The following is a 25773-nucleotide window of genomic DNA, read 5'->3' on the forward strand; positions in this document are numbered from 1 at the left end:
AAGCGGTAAGCCAACGGACTTTGACTCCGTGATGCGCTGGTTCGAATCCAGCTAGCCCAGCCATTTAATTATAATTTAACTTATACCGAGCCATTAGCTCAGTAGGTAGAGCATCTGACTTTTAATCAGAGGGTCGGAGGTTCGAGTCCTCCATGGCTCACCATGATGCGGGTGTGGCGGAATTGGCAGACGCACCAGACTTAGGATCTGGCGCCTCTGGCGTGGGGGTTCAAGTCCCTCCACCCGCATGATGCGGAAGTAGTTCAGTGGTAGAACACCACCTTGCCAAGGTGGGGGTCGCGGGTTCGAGTCCCGTCTTCCGCTCCAATATGCCATGCCGGGGTGGCGGAATTGGCAGACGCACAGGACTTAAAATCCTGCGGTAGGTGACTACCGTGCCGGTTCGAGTCCGGCCCTCGGCACTTCATATGCGCCCGTAGCTCAATTGGATAGAGCATCTGACTACGGATCAGAAGGTTAGGGGTTCGAATCCTCTCGGGCGCGCCATGTTTATATCATTATGAGGACGGGAAGTAGCTCAGCTTGGTAGAGCACATGGTTTGGGACCATGGGGTCGCAGGTTCGAATCCTGTCTTCCCGACCATTTTCAAGGGGCCTTAGCTCAGCTGGGAGAGCGCCTGCTTTGCACGCAGGAGGTCATCGGTTCGATCCCGATAGGCTCCACCATATATTTATAATGGCGGCGTAGCTCAGCTGGCTAGAGCGTACGGTTCATACCCGTAAGGTCGGGGGTTCGATTCCCTCCGCCGCTACTAGCTTAGGACCTTTAGCTCAGCTGGTTAGAGCAGACGGCTCATAACCGTCCGGTCGTAGGTTCGAGTCCTACAAGGTCCACCATGTTATATTATACGGAGGAGTACCCAAGTCTGGCTGAAGGGGTCGGTCTTGAAAACCGAGAGGCGTCGAAAGGCGCGCGGGGGTTCGAATCCCTCCTCCTCCGCCATATACAGTTTCATATCGCTTTATATTATGCCGGCTTAGCTCAATTGGTAGAGCAACTGACTTGTAATCAGTAGGTTGCGGGTTCAAGTCCTGCAGCCGGCATCATTGTGGCGGCTATGGCGAAGTGGTTAACGCACCAGATTGTGGCTCTGGCATTCGTGGGTTCGATTCCCACTAGTCGCCCCATAACATTTGCAAATTCAAATATGCGGGTGTAGTTTAGTGGTAAAACCTCAGCCTTCCAAGCTGATGTCGTGGGTTCGATTCCCATCACCCGCTTACGTGGGCCTATAGCTCAGCTGGTTAGAGCGCACGCCTGATAAGCGTGAGGTCGGTGGTTCAAGTCCACTTAGGCCCATTATAATCTTTATTTTCGTTCCGCAGTAGCTCAGTGGTAGAGCACTCGGCTGTTAACCGAGCGGTCGTAGGTTCGAATCCTACCTGCGGAGCCATTTGGAGAAGTACCCAAGTGGCTGAAGGGGACGGTTTGCTAAACCGTTAGGTCGCGTTTTGCGGCGCGCGGGTTCAAATCCCGCCTTCTCCGCCATTGCCACATATGGCCCGTTGGTCAAGTGGTTAAGACACCGCCCTTTCACGGCGGTAACACGGGTTCGAATCCCGTACGGGTCACTAGAAAAAGGGACATCTCTTAAGAAGAGATGTCCCTTTTGAATTATTTTATCAAAAAAATATACATATGTCGTGGACGAGGATCATAAGATGTAACCATCGAGTGTTCGCTACTTTTCATTGTTGTCGTCTTGCTTGTTTTGTTGCTTTTGAAGGGCAATGAGTACATCTTGAATATCGACTTTTCCGTCCTGATTTAAATCTGGAAGATTGCCTGGTGTGACAATAGCCATTTCTTTCTGTTTTGGTTTAAACACAAATGCAAACAGCATGAGAGCAACGATTAGCAGAAGTGCAATCGCATCAAATATATAGAAAATGGTTTTATAGTTGGACCAAAGTGTTTTACTTTTGCTACTTTTTTGTTGGCTGTCTGTAATGAATCGTTTGATTTCGGAGTGATTAGGGTAAATTCGTTCCACTGATTCGAATTTTTTTAACGCCTCGTCGTAATATCCGCCCCAATACAGTGTTAGCCCCTCTTGAAACAGGCGATCTGTATTGCTTACGATGTTTTCTGCACCTGCTTGTTTGACAAATTCTTTGACGGTGTTGACAGGGACTGCAAAATTAAAGCCTTGCACTTCTTGACCGTTGACGGTATCTCCACGGAACGTCAGTAGCCCGATAATCTCTCCATTTTCATTAATGACTGGCCCTCCGCTATTTCCGTGTGTAGCTGCAGCGTCAATTTGAATGACAGGGCTCCCTTGTTCAGTTTTTTTAGAAGCGGCAGAGATATGACCAGTGTTCATTGAGGAAACGAGTGAGGAATCAGGAGATAATAAATCGGAATCAGCAGCGGCAGGATAACCGATCACCCAAATGTTGTCTTGATTTTGTACGTCATCAGAATTTCCTAGTTTTAATGTAGGGAAATTTTTCCCCTCTATTTTTAATACAGCAACATCTTTTCCTTCGTTAATCGGTGCGCCATAGCTTTTAATTTCTCCATCGAGTACATCTCCACCAGGCAGTATTACTTTCAATCCTCTTTTGATGTCTACATATTGCGTATAATCAATCATATAATCGTATGCTGCGTTCACGTCTACTTGAAAATAATCGGCAATTCCTTGAACCATTTGTTTAAAAGCGGCGTACGCGATTTGTTCATCATCCATTTTAGAAAATTCGACAACGTGAGCGTTCGTCACGATATAACCATTTGAACTAATAATCGCACCAGAGCCGGATCCACCTATAATGGTTTGATTATTCATTTGTTGCAAGTAGTTTGAGACAGCTGGATTATCATCTACGAAGTCCCACTTGACGATGGCGTAGTCCACAATTCTGACAACAGCTGGTTTTGAATATTCAGCCAGCTTTTGAGCCTTGGTAATGTGAGAAGTATCTGGTTTGATATTCAGTAAGAAAAAAGAACTAATCACTAATGCCATTAATAGAACGCTTAAAGAAATTGCAATCATTGCTCTCCTCATATTCCATTCCCCCTGTATAAGTGATGAAAAGCCTCATTTTAACGAACTCATATATTGTATTCATCTATAAAGTTATTAGAACATAAAAAAAGAAAAAAACGCTACTCAACATGAGCAACGTCTTCTCCACTCATATCCATTTTATTTTTCCTCTCTAAAAATTTCTTGCCATACTCGCCATGTTGATGAATCGATGGGTGCTCAACTTGAACGGTGACGTGGGAAAGATTGTATCGTTCCTTTAACATTTCATTGATCGCCAAAATGACGCAAAATGGCTGAATGCGTTCATGAATGAGAACGTGTGCAGTTAAAGAATAATGATCGGTGGAAATAGACCAAATATGCAATTCATGTACATCTTCGACTCCTTCAACAGATAAAATATCCGCGCGAATGCGTTCGATATCAAATTCGTCCGGAACTGCGTCCATTAAAATAAAATACGACTCTCGAACAATTTTTGCCCCACCTACGAAGATAATGGTACCGATAACGACGCTGATGAGGGGATCAAATACATATAGACCTGTAAAGTAAATTAAAATAGCTGAAATGATAACACCGATGGAACTTAGTAAATCACCAATAAAGTGCCATAAAGCGCTTTTTACATTTAAATTTTCTTCTTCTTTCATGCTCTGGCTTAAAACGATTGTTAACACAAGATTAACGATAAATCCGACTGTTGCGATCGTTAACATGAAGGAAAATTGAATGGATTCGGGATGAATGAAACGACGGATTCCTTCGACGAAAATCCCCACCGCAATAACGACGAGTGCAAGCCCATTCAAAAATGAGGCAATAATTTCAAACCGTAAATAACCAAATGTAAATTTTTTATTTGGCGGACGAGAAGCTAAATAAAGGGCAATCATACTTAACCCTAATGCAATCACATCGGACGCCATGTGTGCTGAGTCTGACAATAAAGCAAGGGAATTTGATAAAATGCCCCCTATGACTTCCACAATCGTGAAAAAAGCGGTTAATAATAATGTCGTCCAAAGTGCTTTTTTTGATGTTGTCTGCACTTTTACATGCGGTAAATGATGAAAATCGTACATATAAACACCCCTTTATTATTTATAATAAATATAAAAAAATATAAAAAATAATTACTATAAAATATTCTATATAATTATCATTTGATAATCAAACGACAATTTTATGGACGTTCGTATTGATTTTCATTTCGCCACATTTAGCATGTGATTTGTTGAACATTGTCGAAAAATATCTTAATTTTCTTACAGGAATTTTACATGGCGTAGTGTAATATATCAGTACGGAGTGATTTTGTATCCCTTTAGGAAAGGAAGGATGAACATTTGCTAACGATGAGTCCAACCGATTTGCAGTTGCATTTATTTCACGAAGGAACGTTTTATGAAAGCTATCATTTATTCGGTGCACATCTTGTGAAACGAGACGGGAGAACGGAAACGCGTTTTTGTGTATGGGCCCCACATGCCAAAAAAGTTCGGCTTGTTGGGACATTTAACGATTGGAACGGAGAGGAGCATGAATTAACAAAAATAAACGATCAAGGAGTATGGATGATTGTTGTTCCAGAAAATTTAGAAGGACATTTATATAAATACGAAATTATAACAAAAGATGGACGCACTCTTCTTAAAGCAGATCCATATGCTTTTTATGCTGAAGAACGCCCCCATACAGCCTCTATTGTATATCAGTTGGATGGATACAAATGGAATGATCAAGCGTGGCAAAGAAAAAAGAAGCGAAAGCCTATTTATGAGCAACCGATGTTTATTTATGAAGTTCATTTCGGAACGTGGAAAAAGAAAGAAGATGGGCAATGTTATACATATGCGGAGATGGCAGATGAGTTAATTCCTTATGTTGTTGAGCATGGATTTACTCATATTGAACTGTTACCGCTTGTTGAGCATCCGCTCGATCGTTCATGGGGATATCAAGGAACGGGTTACTATGCTGCAACGAGTCGCTATGGGACGCCCCATGATCTTATGTATTTTATCGATCGCTGTCATCAAGAAGGAATCGGTGTTATTTTAGATTGGGTTCCGGGACATTTTTGTAAAGATGCACATGGGCTATATATGTTTGATGGCGAACCGACGTATGAATATGTGAATATGCAAGATCGGGAAAATATTGTTTGGGGAACAGCTAATTTCGATTTAGGGAAGCCAGAAGTGCACAGCTTTTTAATTTCGAATGCTTTGTTTTGGTTACAATATTATCATATTGACGGTTTTCGTGTAGATGCGGTGGCGAATATGCTTTATTGGCCAAATAGTGACGTATTACATCCAAATCCATATGCCATTTCATTTTTAAAAAAGTTAAACGAAGTTGTCTTTGCTTTTGATCCAAACGTATTAATGATTGCCGAAGATTCAACGGATTGGCCGAAAGTGACGGCACCGACGTACGACGGTGGATTAGGATTTAACTACAAATGGAATATGGGCTGGATGAATGATGTATTAACTTATATGGAAACGAGCATGCACGAAAGGAAACATATGCATCATAAAATGACGTTTTCGTTGTTGTATGCCTACACAGAAAATTTCATTTTGCCTTTATCTCACGATGAAGTGGTACATGGAAAAAAGTCACTATTAAATAAAATGCCGGGGGATTATTGGGATAAATTTGCTCAGCTCCGCTTGCTTTACGGTTATTTCATGACGCACCCAGGAAAAAAACTGTTGTTTATGGGTGGGGAGTTCGGACAGTTTGATGAATGGAAAGACCTAGAGCAACTTGATTGGATGTTATTTGATTTTGATATGCACCGAAAAATGGATAACTACGTGAAGTCTCTCACCCATTTTTATAAAAAACAAAAAGCATTATATGAATGTGATCACGATCCAGACGGTTTCGAATGGATTGATGTAAACAACGCTGAACAGAGTATTTTTTCTTTTATTCGGCGAGGAAAAAAAGAAGAAGATACGTTAATTATTGTTTGTAATTTTACAAACGTCACATATCATGATTACAAAGTTGGTGTACCGCTTCTTACATCGTATCGAGAAGTATTCAATAGTGACGATGTTACGTACGGAGGGACGGGGCACATAAACAAAAAATTGCTTGCGGCACGTGAACAACCATACCACGGGAAGCCGTATCATATTGAAATGACCATTCCGCCGTATGCTATAACAATTTTACGACCTACAAGAAAAAGAGAAGGGAAGGGAAACCATGGTACGAAAAAAGTGCGTCGCTATGCTACTCGCGGGGGGGCAAGGGAGTAGATTAAGCTCATTAACAAAAAATTTAGCTAAACCGGCTGTTCCGTTTGGAGGAAAGTATCGCATTATTGATTTTACACTAAGTAATTGTGCCAATTCTGGTATTGATACAGTTGGGGTACTCACCCAATATCAGCCGTTAGAGTTAAACACGTATATTGGCATTGGGAGCGAGTGGGATTTAGATCGGAAAAATGGTGGGGTAACCGTTCTTCCACCGTATGCTGAATCGTCGGAAATGAGATGGTATAAAGGGACAGCAAATGCGATTTATCAAAACTTAAACTATTTAAAGCAGTATGATCCAGAGTATGTGCTCATTCTTTCTGGCGATCATATTTACAAAATGAATTATGCAGATATGTTGCAATATCATATTGAAAAGAAGGCAGATGTGACGATTTCTGTTATTGAAGTACCGTGGGAAGAAGCGAGCCGTTTTGGAATTATGAATACAAATGAAGAGATGGAAATTGTCGAATTTGAAGAAAAGCCAGCACATCCGAAAAATAATTTAGCTTCGATGGGCATTTACATTTTTAAATGGTCGATTTTGAAAGAATATTTGGAAATGGATAATCGAAATGATCGCTCAAGTCATGATTTTGGCAAAGATATTATTCCTTTGTTAATTGATGAAAAAAAGCGACTCGTTGCTTATCCATTTAAAGGATATTGGAAAGATGTCGGAACGGTAAAAAGTTTATGGGAAGCAAATATGGACTTACTAGAAGATACCCCAGCGTTAAATTTATTTGATTATACGTGGCGTATTTATTCAGTGAATCCGAATGAACCGCCACAATATATTGCTCCGTATGCGCATGTGAAAGAGTCTTTAGTGAATGAAGGATGCATTGTTGAGGGGAATGTGGAGCATTCTGTTTTGTTTCAAGGGGTGTATGTTGCACAAGGTGCAACAGTAAAAGATTGCGTTGTTATGCCTAATGCTGTAATTGGTAAAAATGTATATATTGAAAAAGCGATTGTTCCACCAAACATGGAAATTCCCGATGGAACGTTCATTTGTGCCGATCAATTTGACGGGGAAGTCATTCTTGTGACAGAGGAGCTTTTGGGACATTTTTCAGAGAGAGAGGATGAGAAAGCGTGGGAAAATTAATGCTCGGGGTTATTGATGCAACGACATATAAGCGTGAAATGAATGATTTGACGCTTCAACGTTCTATTGCCGCTGTTCCGTTCGCTGGGCGCTATCGATTAATCGATTTTGTTTTATCAAATATGGTTAATTCAGGGATTGAAAGTGTCGCTATTTTCCCAAAATATCAATATCGTTCGTTAATGGATCATTTAGGTTCAGGTAAAAATTGGGATTTAAATCGAAAACGCGATGGCTTATTCTTTTTTCCTTCGCCAGATCTCCCGATTTCTCATATTGGATCATTTCGACATTTCCAGCAACATATCGATTATTTTTTGCGAAGTACACAAAAGTATGCCCTCATTTGCAATAGTTATACAGTATGTAACATCGATTATGAAGAAGTGCTGCGAAGACATATTGCTAATGGGTGCGACATTACACGCGTATGTCACCAAGGGCGATCGATTGACATGTTCATTTTAGAAACATCGTTGTTACTCGATTTGATTGCTAACCAACAAAGAAATCATTATCAAAGTATTGTGGATGTTGTTAATGATGAAACAAATGGGTTAACGGTGTGCGATTATGAATACGATGGATATGTTGCGATCATTGATAGTATTGAACGTTATTTTTATCATAGTTTAGAGCTTCTTCAACCAGAAATATGGAAGCAGTTGTTTTTGAAAGGAAGACCGATTTATACGAAAGTAAAAGACGAACCACCGACAAAATATACCTCACATGCTTTTGTGCGTAACGCAATGATTGCGAATGGATGCGTGATCGAAGGAGAAATTGAAAGTAGTATTATTTCAAGAGCTGTGAAAATCGGAAAAGGGACTGTCGTTCAAAATAGTGTCATTATGCAAAAAAGTCAAATTGGAGAGAACTGTCATCTTGAATATGTCATTGTTGATAAAGATGCCCGAATTGGCGATGGGGTGAAATTAATTGGGACACCGAAGGAGCCAATCGTCATTCGAAAAGGAACAATACAAGGAGCGCTGATGAAATCGTGAAAGTATTATTTGTCGTATCAGAATGTGTACCATTCGTAAAAACAGGCGGGTTAGCAGATGTGGCTGGTGCATTACCAAAAGAGTTGAAAAAGCTTGGGACAGATGTACGTGTCATGTTACCAAAGTATGGGTTAATTCCAGAACATATGCGAAAAAAAATGCATAAAATTGCTGAGCTTGTCGTTCGTGTTGGTTGGAGAAGACAATATTGTGGAATTGAACAATTAGAATATGAAGGAATTACATATTATTTCGTCGACAATGAGTATTACTTTAAGCGAGATTCATTATATGGACATTACGATGACGGCGAGCGTTTTTCATATTTTTGTCGCGCTGTACTCGATTCTCTTCCGGTCATTGATTTTCAACCGAATGTAATCCACTGCCATGATTGGCATACAGGTATGATTCCATTTTTATTGCGTGAAGAATATACGAACAATTCATTTTACGCACGAATGAAAACGGTATTTACGATTCATAATTTACAATTTCAAGGTATTTTCCCACGCGAAATTTTAGGGGACTTGCTGAATTTAAGCGACCGCTATTTTTCTATTGAGCATTTAGAGTTTTATGGAAACGTCAGTTTTATGAAAGGGGCGCTTGTCTCGGCGCATATGATTACAACGGTCAGTCCAACGTATAAAGAGGAAATTCAAACGCCATATTATGGTGAACGGCTCGACGGGTTATTGCGGGCGAGAAGTTCGCATCTAGTTGGCATTTTAAACGGAATTGACGATCAAATATACAATCCGAAAAAAGATCCGTATATTGCAGTGCCGTATGATGTAACGACAATTGCGCGAAAAAGCATTAACAAACGAGCTCTCCAACAACATTTTTCTTTGCCATCAGAAGAAGATGTCCCTGTCATTGCCATTGTGTCGCGGTTAACAAAGCAAAAAGGATTAGATTTAGTGAAATGTGTATTTCACGAAATAATAGCAGAAAACGTGCAAATGATCATTCTCGGAACAGGGGAATGGGAGTTCGAACATTTCTTTCATGATATGGCGATGACGTACCCTGATCGTGTGCGTGTATATATTGGTTTTTCAGAGCAGCTTGCACATCAAATTTATGCCGGTGCGGACATGTTTTTAATGCCGTCTCAATTTGAACCGTGCGGTCTCGGACAAATGATTGCTATGCGTTACGGGGCTGTGCCGATCGTTCGAGAAACAGGTGGATTAAACGATACGGTACAATCATTTAACGAATTTACGAAAGAAGGGACGGGATTTACGTTTAAAAACTTTAATGCGCATGATATGTTATATACGATTCAGCGCGCACGGTCATTTTATGAACAAAAAGAAATATGGGAGACAATTATGAAACAAGCAATGAACAAGGATTACAGCTGGGCACAATCGGCATTTAAATACAATCAACTATACGACGAATTAATGGCTGGGAGTGGCATCTATGTTCACGGATAAGGAAGAGTTTAAGCAAACGTTTTTGAAGCGATTAGAAATGATGTATGGAAAACGGTTTTGGGAATCCACTGTCCTGGATCAATACAATACGCTAGGGCATATGATTCGTGAGTACATTAGCAAACATTGGATCCAGACGAATGAACGATACCGTGCTGAACATAAAAAGCAAGTGTATTATTTGTCGATTGAATTTTTGCTAGGTCGCTTGTTGGGCAGCAATTTAATGAATCTTGGTATACGCGATGTCGTGGAGCAAGGATTAAAAGAGCTTGGCATTGAATTGGCTCGTATTGAAGAAGCGGAAATAGATGCAGGTCTCGGAAATGGAGGGCTTGGTCGATTAGCTGCTTGTTTTTTAGATTCTCTTGCTTCTCTTGACTTACCTGGACATGGGCAAGGTATTCGCTACAAGCACGGTTTATTTGATCAAAAAATTGTGAATGGTTATCAAGTGGAACTTCCAGAGCAATGGTTGCGTCATGGGAACGTTTGGGAAGTGAAAAAAGAAGATTTAGCGGTAGAGGTTAATTTCTGGGGGAAAGTGGAGTGCTACGAACAAAACGGTCGATTAACGTTTCGACATTATGATGTAGAAAAAGTGATGGCCGTTCCTTACGATATGCCGATCATCGGGTATGATACGACAACTGTCAACACGCTGCGACTATGGAGTGCGGAGCCAGCGAAGTTTCCTCTTCATAAACATGTCATGCAATATAAGCGAGAAACAGAAGCTATTTCGGAATTTTTGTATCCAGACGATACGAACGATGAAGGAAAAATTTTAAGGTTAAAACAGCAATATTTTCTTGTTGCTGCAAGCATTGGGAGCATTGTGCGCGACTATCGGCAACGATACGGACATTTACAACATTTCCATCGACACGTAGCGATTCATGTGAATGACACCCACCCAGTTCTAGCCATTCCAGAACTGATGCGAATTTTGTTAGATGAGGAAGGAATGGGATGGGATGAAGCGTGGCACATTACGACAAATACGATCTCTTATACAAATCATACAACATTATCTGAAGCGTTGGAAAAATGGCCTATTTACATTTTCCAACCGCTACTGCCGCGAATTTATATGATTGTGCAAGAAATTAATGAACGATTTTGTCGTGATTTATGGAATCGATATCCTGGCGATTGGAAAAGAATTGAGGAGATGGCGATTATTGCTCATGGGCTTGTGAAAATGGCCCATTTAGCGATTGTAGGGAGCTATAGTGTGAATGGGGTCGCGAAAATACATTCCGAAATTTTAAAGCATCGGGAAATGAAGTTATTTTACGAATACTTTCCAGAAAAATTTAATAACAAAACGAACGGGATTACCCATCGCCGTTGGCTGCTGAAAGCAAATCCGGAGCTTTCTTCTCTTATTACCGAAGCGATCGGAACGGAATGGATAAAGCAGCCTGAGCAGCTTATTCAGTTGAAAAAGTATGCAACTGATCATGCATTTCAAGAACGATTAGAAAAAGTGAAACATCACCATAAACAAAAGTTAGCTAAATATATTTACGAAAAAACAGGGGTGACTGTAGACGACTCATCGATTTTTGATGTGCAAGTGAAACGGTTACATGCGTATAAAAGACAGTTGTTAAATGTACTCCACATTATGCATTTATATAACCGATTAAAAGAAGATGAACATTTCGATATGTATCCACGTACGTTTATTTTTGGCGCGAAAGCATCGCCGGGATATCATTATGCGAAGCGGATTATTAAGTTAATCAATTCTGTTGCACAAAAGGTGAACAGCGACGAACAAATTAATGGGCGGTTAAAAGTTATTTTCTTAGAAAATTACCGTGTCTCATTGGCAGAAAAAATTTTTCCAGCCGCTGATGTAAGTGAGCAAATTTCGACGGCAAGCAAAGAAGCATCAGGGACCGGAAACATGAAATTTATGATGAATGGAGCTGTGACGATCGGAACGCTCGATGGGGCCAACATTGAAATTTTAGAACGTGTCGGTCATGACAATATGTTTATTTTTGGATTGACTGCAGAAGAAGTGTTGCACTATTATGCCAACGGTGGATATCATTCGTATGAATATTATCACCATGATCAACGGATTCATCAAGTTGTAAATCAGCTTGTGAATGGCTTTTTTCCAGATGCATATGATCACTTCGAGCCGATTTACGATTCGTTGCTTGCTCATAATGATCAATATTTTGTCCTACGGGATTTCGCATCGTATGCTGATGCACAACAACGATTGGGAGTAGCGTATGAAAATCGCCAAAAGTGGTTAGAAATGAGCGTGACGAACATCGCTTGTTCTGGATATTTTTCAAGTGACCGAACGATTGAAGAATACGCTCATGACATTTGGTGTATTCACTAACAATATTCACTAACAAAAAGTCAGTCCTGTAAGCATATGCTCACAGGACTTTCTTATGAAGTATAAGGATCTTTTTCATAAGCTGGAAGATCACCGAGTGGAGACATTAATTGTTCGTCATCGAGCATTTGTTCATATTGTTCATGTACAATGTTTGGATAAATCGTAATGCCCGTTCCATAAAGATCGGTTGCCGCAAATGTTTCAAACGGTTCGACGTAACCGATTTGTTCCTCAGCATCAATATACATGCGATCATAGTGTACCGTATCTTCTTGAACATCTGAAGGCGTTTCTGATGTACCGAAGCGAGCAACCTTTTGCCAACTATCTTCAGCATCGAAAGTTTCTACATCTTCATGAACGACAAATTCGCCAAATGGAGGAGACAAAATACTTTCTTCAATTGGGCGCTGTTGTGAAATAAATTGATCAGAGCTATGTTCTTTACAATATGTTGTCGTCGGGATGGCTTCGAGACGTTCGAACGGAATGGGTTTCCCGCATACTTTGCAAATACCGTATGTCCCATCTTCCATCGCTTGAAGTGCCCGTTCGATATCGTGAAGCTCTCGTTCTGTATGTTCGTTCAGCGCAATATCTTTTTCTCGTTCATATAATTCTGTGCCAGTATCAGCAGGATGATTGTCATAATTCGATAATTCGCCAACTGAATCATGATTAGATGTTCGGGTGAGACCGAAATGATCGTTTTGTTTCAACCGTTGCTCAATTTGTCGTTTTTCTTGCAATAAACGGTCACGTAAAGCAGATATATCCTGCACAATAAATTCCCTCCTTCAAGTTCTAACTACGCATAGTATGGACTAAAAAGAAAAAACCATAGCGTCAAGGCTATGGTTTTTCTTAACAATTATTGCATCCAATAATGAATAAATAGACCGACAACGAGTAAAAATCCGAACTGCGTATTCGTTTGAGCGGTCGCTTTCATGGCTGGCATCATGTCGATCGGTTTCGTTTTTCCAATAAACCCCTTCGTTGCTCGCCACGCTTTTGGGACACTGAAAAATACGAGCAATGTCCATGGCGAAATCGTTTTCGTAAAAACAAGTAACACAATCCATAAAAATGATGTGACAAACATGCCACCTAACAACCAAATGGCACGTTTTCTACCGAGTAAAATGGCTAACGTTTTTCGTCCGCTTTTTTTGTCTCCGTCTAAGTCGCGAATGTTATTGGCTAATAAAATAGCACCAACTAGAATAGAGATGGGAACAGAAACAAGAACAGGTGTTGATGTAATTGTGCCCGTTTGAATAAAAAATGAAATTAAAATAATGGTAAGACCCATGAAAAACCCTGCTGCTAATTCACCAAATGGGGTATAGGCGATCGGAACGGGCCCGCCTGTATAAAAATAGCCTGCTGCCATGCAAATGGTGCCGATCACAGCTAGCCACCAACTACTGTTGGCACAAATATAAACGCCAAGCAACATGGCGATAGCGAAAAAAGACCAAGCAAGCAGTAAAACTGTTTTTGGTGAGATGCCATCGCGGACAATCGCTCCACCAATTCCGACGGATTCAGGTGTATCGAGCCCTCGTTTATAGTCGTAATATTCATTAAACATATTTGTTGCTGCTTGGATAAATAATGAAGCAATGAGCATAGAAAAAAATAAAGGGAAGTGAATTGGCGTTTCATCTACTGCAAGCACAGTGCCGATGGAAACAGGAACGAACGCTGCAGTAAGCGTATGTGGACGCAATAATCGCCACCAAACGCGCCAGTCTCGTTTATAATGAACCGTTTGAGTATTTGAACGTACTGGTGTTGGCATACTATTCTTCTCCTTTAAGTAAAATGTCGTTCACAATAAGTTTAGGGAAGTGGGGAAAATGTGTCAATGTCTTGACGATATAAATTGTTTCCTATCTCTAAAAAACAATATTATAATGGAAAAGGGACAAAAAGTTTAAGTATAGGCGTGATAAAAGGTGGTTACTTTATATCAAAACAAAGTTATTGACCAATTGCGTCATGTATTAGGGAAAAAAGAGCATATGGTTAGTATTACCATAAGAATGGAACAAATCGATCCGCTTGCTTTTTTCTCTGCGGGTGAAACGTTATTTTATGGGCAACGCTTTTACTGGTCGGATTGCTTGCACGAACGAACATTTGTTGGACTTGGACGAGCTCAAGTTATAAAAAGCAAAGAAAAGACGAAAAAGCGGTTTCGTGACGTCGAACGAGAATGGAAACAAATTGTAGAAGGCGCTTTCATTGAAGGGCAAGGGCCACTGATGTTTGGAGGATTTGCCTTTGACCCGCTGAAACAGTCGGATGAACATTGGATTGAATTTCCTTCTGCCCAATTTGTTGTGCCTACATTTTTGCTAACAAAGCAACGAGATGAAATATGGTTAACAGTCAATGTTGTTCATGAATCGCTCAATCAGATTGAAGAAATGATCGATTCTTTATTTCACACACGTGATGAGAGCGATTGGCATCGTGCTCACATTGTGAAAAAAGAAGAAGTTGCTCGTGCCCAATGGCTCCGTGCCGTTCATTACGCGACAGATCTTATTCGAAATGATGCAATTGAGAAAGTTGTTTTAGCACGGAAGCTATTTCTTTCTTTTTCTGATCGAATTAACTGTTCTCAAGTGTTACACGAGCTTCATGAACAACAACCGATGAGCTACATTTTTGCTTTTGAAAATGGCTCTACTTGCTTCATCGGGGCTTCTCCGGAGCAACTTGTGAGAAAGAATGGGCATATGTGTGAAACAGCCTGTTTGGCGGGATCGATTCGCCGTGGACATACGGTGAAAGAAGATGAAGAGCTTGGACGTTGGTTGCTTCAAGACGATAAAAATCGCCGCGAGCATGCGTTTGTTGTCGATATGATTAAACAAGCAATGAATGAAGTATGTACGGAAGTTGTCATTCCGAACGAACCAACGCTTCTGAAAATGAGACATATTCAACATTTATATACGCCTGTTCAGGCGAAAGTGAAGGAAGGCGTCTCGATTTTTTCACTCGTTGAACGGCTTCATCCAACCCCTGCGCTCGGGGGATTTCCGAAAGAAAAGGCGGTACAGACGATTCGGGAGATTGAGCCGCTTGATCGTGGATGGTATGCCGCTCCGATTGGTTGGGTTGATGCGAACGGAAACGGAGAGTTTGCTGTTGCGATTCGTTCGGCATTGCTTGAAGACAATAAAGCACATTTGTTTGCAGGATGTGGCATTGTCGCCCATTCTGATCCACATAATGAATACGAGGAAACGAATGTAAAGTTTAAACCGATGTTATCAGCGTTAGGGGGGGATGGAGATGAATGAAATGACAGCGTATGTCACAGCTTTCGTTGAGCAACTAGCTCATATGGGAGTACAACAAGTAGTCATTAGTCCTGGTTCTCGCTCCACTCCTCTAGCGATGGTTATGGCTGAACATCCAACGTTAAATATTCATGTTCATATTGATGAACGTTCCGCTGCTTTTTTCGCATTGGGCATGGCGAAGGCTTCTGGAGAGCCAGTTGCTCTTGTTTGTACATCAGGGACAGCAGTAGCAAATTATTATCCAGCAATCGTTGAAGCTTATTATGCACGTGTCCCACTCGTTGTGATTACGGCTGATCGCCCTCATGAACTGCGTGATGTTGGCGCCCCACAAGCAATTAACCAGTTGCATATGTATGGTTCATATGTAAAATGGTTTGTTGATATGGCGCTTCCAGAAGGAAATGAGCGAATGCTTCGTTATGCCGAAATGGTCGCTGCTCGCGCGGTATACGTTGCATCGTCTGTCCCAAAAGGACCGGTTCATATTAACGTACCGTTGCGCGAACCACTCGTTCCGATGATCGATGAGTCGCTGTTTTTGCCATCTTCTCCAACTCGCATCGTGTATAAAGGAAATAAGCATCTTTGTGAAGAGATGATCGATGAGTTGTACGCGGAGTTGAGCGGTGTCGAAAAAGGGGTCATTATATGCGGAGATTTGCATATCGAAGGTTTTTCTGAGGCAGTTGTGAAGTTAGCGGAAGCATTGCAATACCCTATTTTAGCAGATCCTCTCTCTCCATTGCGGACAGGTACACACGAGAAACGATGTATTATTGAATCGTATGATGCGATGTTAAAAAATGAAACGTTTGCGGATAAGTTCGTTCCAGATGTCGTTATTCGGTTCGGAGCGATGCCTGTATCGAAATCGCTTTATGTTTGGTTGCAGAAGCATAAACAAGTAAAACAAATAGTTGTCGATGAAGCGGGACAATGGCGCGATCCAACGTTGTCGCTTCAAGTACTGATAGAAGCAAATGAGGTTCAATTTTGTTATGATTTAGCGCAACGTGCTTCACATTCTTTTCGTTCGTCACAATGGATGAGCAAGTGGCAATACATGAATGAACGTGCAAAACACATTTTGTTAAAAGCAGAAGAAGAAACGAGCATGTTTGAAGGGAAAATATTTATTGAACTTGCCAACCTATTGCCAGACAAAGCAACACTCTACGTTGGCAACAGTATGCCTATTCGTGATGCGGATACGTTTTTTATGTCATCGAATAAACGAATCCGTTTACTCGCGAATCGAGGAGCAAATGGCATTGATGGAGTTGTATCTAGTGCTCTTGGGGCAAGTTACGTTTCCCAACCACTTGTGTTAGTGATTGGCGACTTGTCATTTTATCATGATTTAAACGGTTTGTTGGCAGCGAAATTACAACAGCTACATGCGACAATCATCGTGCTAAACAATAACGGCGGAGGTATTTTCTCTTTCTTACCGCAAGCGAATGAACCAAAGCATTTCGAACGGTTATTTGGTACGCCGACACATTTATCATTTCAGCATGCTGTTGACATGTATAATGGGCATTATGAAAAAGTAGAGACGTGGGAACATTTTCGACGAGCGATGACGGACGCTCTTTCACGCCCGACATTAAACGTCATTGAAGTTCCGACATCACGTGAATATAATGTCAAAATCTATCGGAAATTGTGGAAAGATGTTTCCCAGGAAATGTCCAACTTGTTGAATAAAGGGGAATGAACATGAAGTTTGTCGTTCGAGGACAAACGTATTATGTGGAAATGTACGGTAATGGACAACCGCTGTTGTTACTACACGGATTTACAGGCAGCTGTCAAACGTGGCATCCGTTTATTTCAACGTGGAGCCAACATATGCAGTGCATCGCCATTGACATTCTCGGTCACGGACGAACGGATGCTCCTTCAGCTGTACAGCGATATGACATCGAGATCGTCGCAAAAGATATTGCTACGTTATTGGAGCAATTAGAAATAAAAAAAGCGCATGTATTAGGATATTCCATGGGGGGAAGACTTGCGCTCACATTTGCGGTTCTTTATCCGCAGTATGTTCAAACGCTCATATTAGAAAGTAGCTCTCCCGGTCTAAAAACAGAAAAAGAAAGAATGAAACGTCGCGAAGAAGACGAGCGATTAGCACAATTTATTGAAAAACATGGCGTCGCTTCATTTGTCGATCGCTGGGAGAACATTCCGTTATTTTCTTCTCTTCAACGGTTACCAAAAAGTGTGCAACAACGGCTCCGTGAAGAACGGTTACAGCATACAGCGATTGGACTAGCTAACAGTTTACGTGGGATGGGGACAGGCGCACAACCTTCTTGGTGGGGGGCATTGCATCAATTACATATGCCGGCATTGTTGATTTGTGGAGAAGACGATGAAAAGTTTTGTCGAATTGCGTCAGAAATGGTACAATTATTACCAAACGGAACGCTCATTGCCGTTCCGCAAGCTGGACACGTTGTGCATATGGAGCAGCGTGAGCGGTTTGGTACGCTTGTTCAACAATTTGTGCTAAGAGGAGGTTTATTGCATGGCGATTGAATGGATAAAAGAGAGGGAATATGAAGATATTTTGTACGAAACGTATAACGGCATTGCAAAAATCACAATTAATCGTCCTGAAGTACATAATGCGTTTCGTCCAAAAACAGTAATGGAATTAATTGATGCGTTTGCATACGCACGTGACGACTCCAATATTGGTGTCATCATTTTAACAGGTGCAGGCGGCAAAGCGTTTTGTTCGGGTGGCGACCAAAAAGTGCGTGGACATGGTGGATATGTGGGGGATGATCAAATTCCGCGCTTAAACGTATTAGACTTGCAACGTTTAATTCGTGTCATTCCGAAGCCGGTTATTGCGATGGTTGCAGGTTATGCGATCGGCGGCGGCCACGTGTTACATGTTGTTTGTGACTTAACGATTGCAGCAGATAACGCGATTTTTGGTCAAACAGGTCCGAAAGTCGGTAGCTTTGATGGAGGATATGGAGCCGGCTATTTAGCGCGCATTGTCGGTCATAAAAAAGCGCGTGAAATTTGGTATTTATGTCGCCAATACAATGCCCAAGAGGCGCTAGAAATGGGACTAGTGAATAAAGTTGTTCCGCTTGAACAGCTAGAGGAAGAAACGGTGAAATGGGCGGAAGAAATTTTAGAAAAAAGCCCGACAGCGATTCGCTTCTTAAAAGCTGCGTTCAACGCTGATACTGATGGATTGGCAGGCATTCAACAACTGGCTGGAGATGCAACGCTTCTTTACTATACAACGGATGAAGCTAAGGAAGGACGCGATGCGTTTAAAGAAAAGAGAAAACCGGACTTCAAGCAGTTCCCGCGTTTTCCATAAAAATAACACAGCTTGATGTGCATACATCAAGCTGTTTTTTTGAAGGTGGTGTGAAGATGATTCCAAATTGGTTACGTCAACGTGCACATTTAACTCCGAATCGTGTAGCGTTACACGACGACACACAAGCGATTTCATTTGCAGAACTTCATGATCGGACAGTAAAACGGGCAAGGCAATTTGTTTATCTCGGTGTAAAAAAAGGCGACATTGTAGCTATCTTAATGAAAAATAGTATACATATGGTCGAAGTCATTCATGCGCTTCATTATATCGGAGCGATTGTTTTGTTACAAAATGTACGCTTATCGATAGAAGAAATAAAGTGGCAGTTGGATCATAGTGGGGCGCGTTTCGTCATTTGTGATGAGCCATTTCCAGACGAACGAGTAATTGAATGGAATGAATTTATAAAACTCCGAGAACGAGATGGAGAATGGCAAACGATGTACCATCTTGATGATGTAGCAACCATTATGTATACATCAGGGACGACAGGAAAGCCAAAAGGAGTTATGCAAACATATGGGAATCATTGGTGGAGTGCGATTGGCTCCGCTTTAAATCTTGGCTTGCATGAAAATGATTGTTGGCTTGCGGCTGTTCCCTTTTTTCATGTTAGTGGTTTGTCGATTTTAATGCGGAGCGTCATTTATGGCATGAGTGTTTATATTATGTCATCATTTGACGCGAAACGTAGCAATGAGCTTATTTTGCAAGGGAAAGTTACGATGATGTCCGCTGTCAGCACCATGGTGCAACAAATAATTCAGCAACTCAAGCAGCCGTATCCTTCGTCATTTCGTTGTATGCTCGTTGGAGGAGGACCTGTTTCGCAACCATTATTGCAGTCGTGTGCTAATTGGAATATACCTGTATATCAAACATATGGTATGACAGAAACTGCTTCTCAAGTGGCTACATTACCTCCAGATGCTCGTCATAAACATGGCTCAGCAGGAAAGCCGCTTTTTCATATGAACATTCGGATTGAAAAAGACGGGGAAATCATGCATGCAAATGAAGCGGGAGAAATTGTTGTCAAAGGCCCGAGCGTGATGAAAGGATATTGGCGAAATGAGCAGGCGACGGCCGCTGTTTTAAAAGACGGTTGGTTATATACCGGGGACATCGGATATATTGATGAAGAAGGATTTTTATATGTGCTCGATCGTCGCTCGGATTTAATTATTTCCGGTGGTGAAAACGTATATCCAGCTGAAATTGAATCCGTACTTTTGCAACATGAAGTTGTCAAAGAAGCGGGAGTGGTCGGTGTAGCAGATGAAACATGGGGACAAGTGCCATATGCGTTCGTTGTGTTAAATGATGAACACATAACAGAAGAGCAATTAAAGCAATTTTGTATGAATAAACTCGCAAAATATAAAGTGCCAAAACGAATTCAAGTTGTTGACCATTTGCCGCGCAACGCTGCGAACAAGCTGATGCGTCATGAGCTAAAAAAATGGGTCGAGGAGGCGTAAAAAGCCTCCTCTCATTGATATCCTTTCGCTGTTTCTTTCGTAATTTTTTCTTTAAACAGTTTATAACTCCAAAGTTGATAGCCTACGACGATCGGTACCATAACGATGGCGACGCCGAGCATAATTTTTAAGTTCAATTCGCTTCCTGCTGCTTCAAAAAGCGTTGTGCTATATTCATCGTTGATGCGCGAAGGAAGCATGTTTGGGAACATACCGATAAAGCCTGTTGCCATAAGTGTGAAAATAGTTAAGCAAATGTTTGCAAATGCAAGCCCGATTCGTTTTTGCCATACGAACAATAACATAAGCAACGCACATACGAAAGTAAGGGCAGGTACGATCCAAAGAATCGGAGCTTTCGTAAAGTTATCAAATAGTGTTGTCCGATTGCTTGTCGCAACAAAGAAAAGAGATAGTACGACAGCAGCGACAACAGAAGCTGGCCGTGCAATTTGATATGCTCGTTGTGCCACATCACCAACAGTTTTAATCATAATCCATAAAGCGCCAGATACAATGAATAAGCTTGTGAACAACAATCCACCTAATAGCCCGTATGGATGTAGCAAGCCGAGAAATGTTCCTTCATACCCCGAAGGTCCGATTTTTAAACCGTAAAATAAATTAGCAAAGGCGACACCAAATAAAAGTGCTAAGGCAACACTACTAATTGTAAATGCCCACTTCCAACTTGTTTGCCAACGTTTCGACTCGTCTTTATGCATAAATTCTAATCCTGCTGCTCGGAAAAAGAGAGCGAATAAAATAAGCATCATTGGCGTATATAAGAAGCTAAATAAGTCAGCGTAAACAGCTGGAAACGCAGCAAATGTAGCTCCGCCCGCTGTAATTAACCATACTTCATTGCCACCCCAAAACGGTCCAACCGCTTCTTGTAGTTGATTTCGCTCTTGACGGTTTTTCGCTAAAAACGGAAACAACATGCCTGTACCGAGCGTATATCCATCTAACACAAAGTATATCGTCCAAATAAGTCCCCATAGACCAAACCAAATGATCGCAACTATTTCATGAGACATGTTGCATTTCCCCACCTTTCGTAGCTGTGGATGCATACGGTCCTTTTTTCGCATATTTCAACATTAAGTACACGTCAGCAATAAGCAAAATCGTATAAAACACGACTAAGCTGACGAGCGAGAAAAGGATTTGTGAGAGCGAAATTGGCGATACTGCCTCAGCTGTACGCATGAGACCATAAACAGTCCACGGTTGACGTCCGACTTCCGCAACGACCCAGCCAGCGTTGATAGCGATATACGGAAGCAATACGGAATACATCACAAGTTTTAAGAAACGTCGTGATTCCACTAATTTGTTTTTGCGATATAAGTAAAATCCGTACCAAAATAGAGCGACAAAATATAAACCGAGCGCCACCATTAAACGAAATGAATAAAAGACGATGTTAACATTTGGACGTTCATCTTTTGGAATTTGATCAAATCCAACGACTTTTCCATCAAACGAATGCGTATAAAAGTAACTTCCGAGCTTCGGAATCGTTAAAAATTCAACGATATTTCGTTCGTTTTTTGGATCCGGAATTTGAATAATATGAAAAGGTAACCCCTCTTTCGTTTCCCAAACAGCTTCTAGTGCTGCTCCTTTAGCAGGCTGCATCTTTGCCGCAAACGATGCTGATTTATGACCGATAAATGGTGTTGCTGTTGTCGCGATAAGACCTAGAATAAGTGCATACTTAAACGATTTTTCGAAAAATACGACATGCTGCTTACGCAACAAATGCCATGCGCTAACAGCCATCACAAAAAACGCTCCAACAATATAACAGCTAACGATTGTGTGCACAAACATATGCCATGCATATGGATTTGTTACCACTTCCCAAAAGTTTTGTAGTTCGATGCGACCGTTTCTCTCAATATACCCGACCGGATTTTGCATAAACCCGTTTGCTGTAATAATCCAAAGTGCTGAAATGTTTGTACCGAGCGCAACCATCCAAATCGAAAACGCACGAAGTTTTGGTGAAATTTTATCCTTCCCAAATAGCCAAATCCCCATAAATGTTGATTCTAAAAAGAAAGCAACGAGCGCTTCAATGGCGAGCGGAGATCCGAAAATATCCCCCATATATTTCGAATACTCAGACCAGTTTGTACCAAATTGAAATTCCATCGTAATGCCTGTGACTACGCCAAGGACGAAGTTAATAGCAAACAATTTCCCCCAAAAATCTGCCATTTGTCGATAAAGCGGATTTTTTGTTCGTACATGTTGTGTTTCCATCCATGCAATTAAAACAATAAGACCAATGGTCAACGGGACGAATAAAAAATGATAGAAAACAGTAATGGCAAATTGAAAACGGCTTAACAAAAGTACATCGCTCATATATCCCCCTCCAACGATACAAAATGTTTTTTTACTATGTATAAGAGTAACCCTAAGACGTGAAGAAGCGGTGAGGGAAATGTTGCAAAGCTGTGACGATAATTTAAAAAAAATGTGTCTATTTACTATGATTAACATGAAAAAGAGGAAAACCTCCTTGCAATGGGCAAGGAGGTTATTTTCACTCGTTTGGTTGGAACGTTTTACAGTCTGTTTCTGTCGAGCTCGTCGCTGTGGAGCCAGCATGGCTTACGACATAGATTGCGTCTGCACTACATCGATTGCCTTGCGACCAAAACTGACAGTTTTGCACCTCACAAAGTACATCTTTTGCCACAACCATTCCCTCCTTTCTTTATGCTGATGTTAGTGTAGACAAAACATTGGCAAGACATAACATGAAAAAATGAGCAAAAATAATGAGAATTTTTATCATTATATGTTGACATAGATAATCATTCTCAATTAGAATGAAATTGTGCAAGATAAGACAAAAAATTCGGAGGGAGTTATATGTCATCATTATTAGTTGTTGGAGCAGATCATTTAGGAAACATTACCGATAAATTAAAAAACTCAGGATTTCAGGAGATTATTCATTTAGATGGTCGAAAAGTGAATATGGTGAAGCGACAAATTCCAGAGCATGTCGATATCGTATTTGTCATGACGGATTACATTAACCACAATTTAGCAAAGGTCATTAAACAAAAAGCAAAAGATCAACATAAGCCGATTTATTTTGTAAAGCGTTCATGGAGCTCGATCCAAACGGTTATTCAACAAATGGGGGATGAACTAAGGGGGAGATGACGTTGTGGCAACCGTTTTTAAATGAAGTATTAACTTATCATTACAGCATATTTCCACCTCATCGTTCATCACTTACGTTGCTAAAAGGAATTGAACGGGCAACATCATCGTTTCCGATCGCTTCTTGTGACTCTCCTGTTACATATTATAAAACGATAGCGCAAATGACGGATTACTTGCTTCGCTTTGTTGCGAACGATCAGTCGTTTGTTCATATATTTGACGAGCGTGCAGCATTTATAACTGCATCTTGTACGTCTGAAACATGCGTTGTCCCATCATGTATGAATGTTTTCATTTTTGATTGCACCCCATCATTGCACGTATGTCGCCAATTTGAAGAGCGGTTCGGACAAAAACCGAGAGCAGTACGAATGTATTACGTCATGAAAAATCGTTTATTTCACGTCGTATTGAAAAACGAAGCATATTTTACACACTTATTATAAAAAACCGGGCGACTACCCGGTTTTTTACAATTCATCAAACCCGTTCACATCGGTTGTTTTCGTATATGAACGTGGACGGGCTTCAAAAAAGTCGGTTTTGCCTAAGTTCACATTTTCATCGCTAAAGACGCGAATCCAAGGCATGCTATTTTCATCCGCGTCATAGCGATCGTCTAATCCAAGCATGCGCAACCGTTTATTTCCAAGGTACTCAATATATTTTTCCATTTCGATGACGTCAATGCCATCAATATCGCGCAACACAAAGCGCGACCATTCTGTTTCGTAACGAATGGCTTCGTCGATATAGTCATATATCCACGCAGAAAACGCTCCATTTTCATCAATTTGTGGATTTTCCCATAACACTGCGCGTACAAGTTGAGAAATAAAGTAACTGTGGCATAGCTCATCTTTATTAATATAACTAATCATCGTTGATGTTTTGAGCATTTTTTGGTTTCTTGCCAAATTGTAAAAAAAGGCAAACCCAGAATAAAAATTAATCCCCTCTAAGACGAGCGAAGCGACGAGCGCGCGGCAAAACGTCTCCACCGTTGGTTGCTCGCGAAATGCTTCATATACGCGAATGACGTGTTCATTTCGCTTATAAATGTGCGGATTTGTTCGTGCCATTTCAAACGCACGATGTTGCTCGGATAATTTTTCGATCGAAGCAAGAACGTACGAGTACGATTGATTATGAACGACTTCTTGCTGTTCGATAATCGAAAAAATTGCTTTGACGCTCGGATCGGTAATGTATTCTTTCATCGCCCCAATAAAATTTGGTTGAACAGAATCTAAAATTGAAAGCAAGCCGATAATGTGTAAAAATGCATCCCGTTCCCGTTCACTTAACGCATGCCATTGTTTAATATCATCTGACATATTAATTTCAAACGGCGTCCAAAAGTTGCCGAGCAACATTTTGTATATATCGTAAAAATGGCTATATTTAATATCGTTCCAGTTTAAAATGCCGCTTGCTTTTCCATTGATAATGCTCGTTGCTTTATTTGGATGCGACGGTTCCAACAATTTTACTTTCGTCAATAACAAAACGGTCAACCTCCTCTAGTAGCTGTTGTACGAATACAGTCGGTAAGTGTTGTTGATGGGCGCGCGGTGATTGTTCAATTTTTAACGTGCCGAGCACAGTTGTCACTTTTCGTAAATGGTACTCCATTTCATCGACAGCACGGCAATAGTATGGCCACATTTGATCTCCTGTGCCAAACAGCGCAACAGGAGGCAAAGGAAGATTTCGTTCTTTGATAAGAAAACGAAGTAGCTTCCTCATTTCATCTGGAAGTTGTCCATTTCCCCATGTATATGAACCGAATAAAAGAAGATGCGCCTCATGAATGAGCGATTCGATCGCAAATATATGTTCAATATCGATCGTTTTCACCGCATGTCCGTATGAGCAAAAAGCTTCTTCAATTAACAAGGCGACTTCTTTTGTGTTTCCCGTTTTTGATGTATAGCAAATAAGCACGTTCATTTTTCGCCCGTTACAGAAAACTTACAAGACTTTATAAGAAACTTATAAAAGTCTATGTTTCCTTCCTTGTTCATCGCGCCCGATTTCGCGAAAAGCTACTCTCGTTTCTTTGACGCTCCGAAGTCAAGTTTCTTGATGTTTTCCGTTTTTCTGTAACGGTATTCACCTCCCTCTGTTTCAACTTTA

21 protein-coding genes and 17 tRNA genes are annotated in these 25773 nt (G+C 41.0%); 29 read left to right on the forward strand and 9 right to left on the reverse strand.

The features are described 5' to 3' along the window. The first annotated feature begins 87 nt into the window (after positions 1-87). The 17 genes from BO219_RS09355 (at position 88) to BO219_RS09435 (ending at position 1593) form a co-directional block, all read left to right on the forward strand. Positions 88-163: transfer RNA gene (locus tag BO219_RS09355), tRNA-Lys, on the forward strand. 4 nt (positions 164-167) lie between these two features. Then, positions 168-248, forward strand: a tRNA-Leu gene (locus BO219_RS09360). Positions 249-252: 4 nt separating this feature from the next. After that, positions 253-327: transfer RNA gene (locus BO219_RS09365), tRNA-Gly, on the forward strand. A 9-nt stretch (positions 328-336) separates the two neighbouring features. Beyond that, positions 337-422 (forward strand) — tRNA-Leu (locus BO219_RS09370). A gap of 8 nt (positions 423-430) precedes the next feature. Next, positions 431-507 (forward strand) — tRNA-Arg (locus BO219_RS09375). A gap of 20 nt (positions 508-527) precedes the next feature. Continuing rightward, positions 528-604 (forward strand) — tRNA-Pro (locus BO219_RS09380). A gap of 7 nt (positions 605-611) precedes the next feature. Continuing rightward, positions 612-687 (forward strand) — tRNA-Ala (locus BO219_RS09385). 12 nt (positions 688-699) lie between these two features. After that, positions 700-773: transfer RNA gene (locus tag BO219_RS09390), tRNA-Met, on the forward strand. Positions 774-781: 8 nt separating this feature from the next. Next, positions 782-858 (forward strand) — tRNA-Ile (locus BO219_RS09395). A gap of 13 nt (positions 859-871) precedes the next feature. After that, positions 872-964 (forward strand) — tRNA-Ser (locus BO219_RS09400). Between the two features lie 28 nt (positions 965-992). Next, a tRNA-Thr gene (locus BO219_RS09405) sits at positions 993-1065 on the forward strand. A gap of 8 nt (positions 1066-1073) precedes the next feature. Then, positions 1074-1149, forward strand: a tRNA-His gene (locus tag BO219_RS09410). 22 nt (positions 1150-1171) lie between these two features. Beyond that, positions 1172-1242, forward strand: a tRNA-Gly gene (locus tag BO219_RS09415). 5 nt (positions 1243-1247) lie between these two features. Beyond that, positions 1248-1321, forward strand: a tRNA-Ile gene (locus BO219_RS09420). A gap of 19 nt (positions 1322-1340) precedes the next feature. Further along, positions 1341-1415 (forward strand) — tRNA-Asn (locus tag BO219_RS09425). 3 nt (positions 1416-1418) lie between these two features. Next, positions 1419-1510 (forward strand) — tRNA-Ser (locus BO219_RS09430). An 11-nt stretch (positions 1511-1521) separates the two neighbouring features. Further along, a tRNA-Glu gene (locus tag BO219_RS09435) sits at positions 1522-1593 on the forward strand. A gap of 110 nt (positions 1594-1703) precedes the next feature. On the opposite strand, the gene BO219_RS09440 is transcribed toward BO219_RS09435, so the two are convergent. After that, positions 1704-3038 (reverse strand): S1C family serine protease, encoded by a 1335-nt coding sequence (locus tag BO219_RS09440; RefSeq protein WP_143271285.1) that lies wholly within the window; start codon positions 3036-3038, stop codon positions 1704-1706. Between the two features lie 101 nt (positions 3039-3139). Next, positions 3140-4108: a cation diffusion facilitator family transporter gene (locus tag BO219_RS09445; protein ID WP_077429343.1), complete on the reverse strand. Its 969-nt coding sequence runs from the start codon at positions 4106-4108 to the stop codon at positions 3140-3142. A gap of 273 nt (positions 4109-4381) precedes the next feature. On the opposite strand from BO219_RS09445, the gene glgB reads away from it, so the two are divergent. Genes glgB through BO219_RS09470 form a run of 5 tightly spaced genes read left to right on the forward strand, consistent with a single transcriptional unit; the run spans position 4382 to position 12262 of the window. Next, positions 4382-6307 (forward strand): 1,4-alpha-glucan branching enzyme, encoded by a 1926-nt coding sequence (gene glgB / locus BO219_RS09450; RefSeq protein ID WP_077429360.1) that lies wholly within the window; start codon positions 4382-4384, stop codon positions 6305-6307. Then, a complete protein-coding gene (locus BO219_RS09455) occupies positions 6255-7427 on the forward strand; it encodes a glucose-1-phosphate adenylyltransferase (protein ID WP_077429344.1) in 1173 nt (390 codons plus the stop codon). The genes glgB and BO219_RS09455 overlap by 53 nt, the downstream gene beginning before the upstream one ends. Continuing rightward, positions 7415-8437: a GlgC family sugar phosphate nucleotidyltransferase gene (locus BO219_RS09460; protein WP_077429345.1), complete on the forward strand. Its 1023-nt coding sequence runs from the start codon at positions 7415-7417 to the stop codon at positions 8435-8437. The genes BO219_RS09455 and BO219_RS09460 overlap by 13 nt, the downstream gene beginning before the upstream one ends. Beyond that, complete coding sequence (gene glgA / locus BO219_RS09465) at positions 8434-9888, forward strand: glycogen synthase GlgA (RefSeq protein ID WP_077429346.1); 1455 nt, start codon at positions 8434-8436, stop codon at positions 9886-9888. The genes BO219_RS09460 and glgA overlap by 4 nt, the downstream gene beginning before the upstream one ends. Next, positions 9875-12262, forward strand: coding sequence for a glycogen/starch/alpha-glucan phosphorylase (locus BO219_RS09470; RefSeq protein ID WP_077429347.1), 2388 nt, complete (start codon positions 9875-9877; stop codon positions 12260-12262). The genes glgA and BO219_RS09470 overlap by 14 nt, the downstream gene beginning before the upstream one ends. 53 nt (positions 12263-12315) lie before the next feature. Here the strand turns inward: BO219_RS09470 and BO219_RS09475 are convergent, their stop codons facing one another. Further along, positions 12316-13047 (reverse strand): yteA family sporulation protein, encoded by a 732-nt coding sequence (locus BO219_RS09475; RefSeq protein ID WP_077429348.1) that lies wholly within the window; start codon positions 13045-13047, stop codon positions 12316-12318. A gap of 89 nt (positions 13048-13136) precedes the next feature. Continuing rightward, positions 13137-14072, reverse strand: coding sequence for a 1,4-dihydroxy-2-naphthoate polyprenyltransferase (locus BO219_RS09480; protein WP_077429349.1), 936 nt, complete (start codon positions 14070-14072; stop codon positions 13137-13139). A 157-nt stretch (positions 14073-14229) separates the two neighbouring features. On the opposite strand from BO219_RS09480, the gene BO219_RS09485 reads away from it, so the two are divergent. Genes BO219_RS09485 through BO219_RS09505 form a run of 5 tightly spaced genes read left to right on the forward strand, consistent with a single transcriptional unit; the run spans position 14230 to position 20439 of the window. Beyond that, the gene (locus tag BO219_RS09485) at positions 14230-15588 is read left to right on the forward strand and encodes an isochorismate synthase (RefSeq protein WP_077429350.1); all 1359 of its coding nucleotides are present in this window, start codon (positions 14230-14232) and stop codon (positions 15586-15588) included. Further along, entirely contained in the window at positions 15581-17314 is a 1734-nt protein-coding gene (menD, locus tag BO219_RS09490; RefSeq protein ID WP_077429351.1) for a 2-succinyl-5-enolpyruvyl-6-hydroxy-3-cyclohexene-1-carboxylic-acid synthase, read from the forward strand. The genes BO219_RS09485 and menD overlap by 8 nt, the downstream gene beginning before the upstream one ends. Before the next feature lie 2 nt (positions 17315-17316). After that, positions 17317-18144 carry a 2-succinyl-6-hydroxy-2,4-cyclohexadiene-1-carboxylate synthase gene (menH, locus tag BO219_RS09495; RefSeq protein ID WP_077429352.1) on the forward strand — a complete coding sequence of 276 codons (828 nt, stop codon included), beginning with the start codon at positions 17317-17319 and terminating at the stop codon, positions 18142-18144. Beyond that, positions 18134-18952: a 1,4-dihydroxy-2-naphthoyl-CoA synthase gene (menB, locus tag BO219_RS09500; protein ID WP_006320645.1), complete on the forward strand. Its 819-nt coding sequence runs from the start codon at positions 18134-18136 to the stop codon at positions 18950-18952. Before menH ends, menB begins: the two co-directional genes overlap by 11 nt. A 56-nt stretch (positions 18953-19008) precedes the next feature. After that, the gene (locus BO219_RS09505; RefSeq protein ID WP_077429353.1) at positions 19009-20439 is read left to right on the forward strand and encodes an o-succinylbenzoate--CoA ligase; all 1431 of its coding nucleotides are present in this window, start codon (positions 19009-19011) and stop codon (positions 20437-20439) included. Positions 20440-20450: 11 nt separating this feature from the next. On the opposite strand, the gene cydB is transcribed toward BO219_RS09505, so the two are convergent. From cydB to BO219_RS09520, 3 genes are all read right to left on the reverse strand, one after another. Continuing rightward, entirely contained in the window at positions 20451-21479 is a 1029-nt protein-coding gene (gene cydB, locus BO219_RS09510; protein WP_077429354.1) for a cytochrome d ubiquinol oxidase subunit II, read from the reverse strand. Then, positions 21469-22818 (reverse strand): cytochrome ubiquinol oxidase subunit I, encoded by a 1350-nt coding sequence (locus BO219_RS09515; protein WP_077429355.1) that lies wholly within the window; start codon positions 22816-22818, stop codon positions 21469-21471. The genes cydB and BO219_RS09515 overlap by 11 nt, the downstream gene beginning before the upstream one ends. Positions 22819-22999: 181 nt before the next feature. After that, a complete protein-coding gene (locus tag BO219_RS09520) occupies positions 23000-23155 on the reverse strand; it encodes a DUF1540 domain-containing protein (RefSeq protein WP_077429356.1) in 156 nt (51 codons plus the stop codon). A 176-nt stretch (positions 23156-23331) separates the two neighbouring features. Between BO219_RS09520 and BO219_RS09525 the strand changes: the two genes are divergently transcribed. Together BO219_RS09525 and BO219_RS09530 are read left to right on the forward strand one after the other, a co-directional pair. Next, positions 23332-23631 carry a DUF2325 domain-containing protein gene (locus tag BO219_RS09525; protein ID WP_077429357.1) on the forward strand — a complete coding sequence of 100 codons (300 nt, stop codon included), beginning with the start codon at positions 23332-23334 and terminating at the stop codon, positions 23629-23631. Further along, entirely contained in the window at positions 23628-24080 is a 453-nt protein-coding gene (locus BO219_RS09530) for a diverged REC-like domain-containing protein (RefSeq protein ID WP_171700377.1), read from the forward strand. The genes BO219_RS09525 and BO219_RS09530 overlap by 4 nt, the downstream gene beginning before the upstream one ends. 24 nt (positions 24081-24104) lie before the next feature. Here the strand turns inward: BO219_RS09530 and BO219_RS09535 are convergent, their stop codons facing one another. Both BO219_RS09535 and BO219_RS09540 read right to left on the reverse strand, forming a co-directional pair. Next, complete coding sequence (locus BO219_RS09535; protein ID WP_012574100.1) at positions 24105-25142, reverse strand: ribonucleotide-diphosphate reductase subunit beta; 1038 nt, start codon at positions 25140-25142, stop codon at positions 24105-24107. Further along, complete coding sequence (locus BO219_RS09540; RefSeq protein WP_077429358.1) at positions 25096-25587, reverse strand: flavodoxin domain-containing protein; 492 nt, start codon at positions 25585-25587, stop codon at positions 25096-25098. Before BO219_RS09540 ends, BO219_RS09535 begins: the two co-directional genes overlap by 47 nt. Positions 25588-25773 lie beyond the last annotated feature (186 nt).

This window comes from Anoxybacillus kestanbolensis (genome assembly GCF_001996285.1).
Classification (GTDB): domain Bacteria; phylum Bacillota; class Bacilli; order Bacillales; family Anoxybacillaceae; genus Anoxybacillus; species Anoxybacillus kestanbolensis_A.

Coding starts and splice junctions, on each gene's coding strand:
- BO219_RS09440 (WP_143271285.1), bottom strand. CDS start 3,038: ATGAGGAGAGCAATGATTGCAATTTCTTTAAGCGTTCTATTAATGGCA.
- BO219_RS09445 (WP_077429343.1), bottom strand. CDS start 4,108: ATGTACGATTTTCATCATTTACCGCATGTAAAAGTGCAGACAACATCA.
- glgB (WP_077429360.1), top strand. CDS start 4,382: ATGAGTCCAACCGATTTGCAGTTGCATTTATTTCACGAAGGAACGTTT.
- BO219_RS09455 (WP_077429344.1), top strand. CDS start 6,255: ATGGTACGAAAAAAGTGCGTCGCTATGCTACTCGCGGGGGGGCAAGGG.
- BO219_RS09470 (WP_077429347.1), top strand. CDS start 9,875: ATGTTCACGGATAAGGAAGAGTTTAAGCAAACGTTTTTGAAGCGATTA.
- BO219_RS09480 (WP_077429349.1), bottom strand. CDS start 14,072: ATGCCAACACCAGTACGTTCAAATACTCAAACGGTTCATTATAAACGA.
- menD (WP_077429351.1), top strand. CDS start 15,581: ATGAATGAAATGACAGCGTATGTCACAGCTTTCGTTGAGCAACTAGCT.
- menH (WP_077429352.1), top strand. CDS start 17,317: ATGAAGTTTGTCGTTCGAGGACAAACGTATTATGTGGAAATGTACGGT.
- menB (WP_006320645.1), top strand. CDS start 18,134: ATGGCGATTGAATGGATAAAAGAGAGGGAATATGAAGATATTTTGTAC.
- BO219_RS09505 (WP_077429353.1), top strand. CDS start 19,009: ATGATTCCAAATTGGTTACGTCAACGTGCACATTTAACTCCGAATCGT.
- cydB (WP_077429354.1), bottom strand. CDS start 21,479: ATGTCTCATGAAATAGTTGCGATCATTTGGTTTGGTCTATGGGGACTT.
- BO219_RS09515 (WP_077429355.1), bottom strand. CDS start 22,818: ATGAGCGATGTACTTTTGTTAAGCCGTTTTCAATTTGCCATTACTGTT.
- BO219_RS09525 (WP_077429357.1), top strand. CDS start 23,332: ATGTCATCATTATTAGTTGTTGGAGCAGATCATTTAGGAAACATTACC.
- BO219_RS09530 (WP_171700377.1), top strand. CDS start 23,628: ATGACGTTGTGGCAACCGTTTTTAAATGAAGTATTAACTTATCATTAC.
- BO219_RS09540 (WP_077429358.1), bottom strand. CDS start 25,587: ATGAACGTGCTTATTTGCTATACATCAAAAACGGGAAACACAAAAGAA.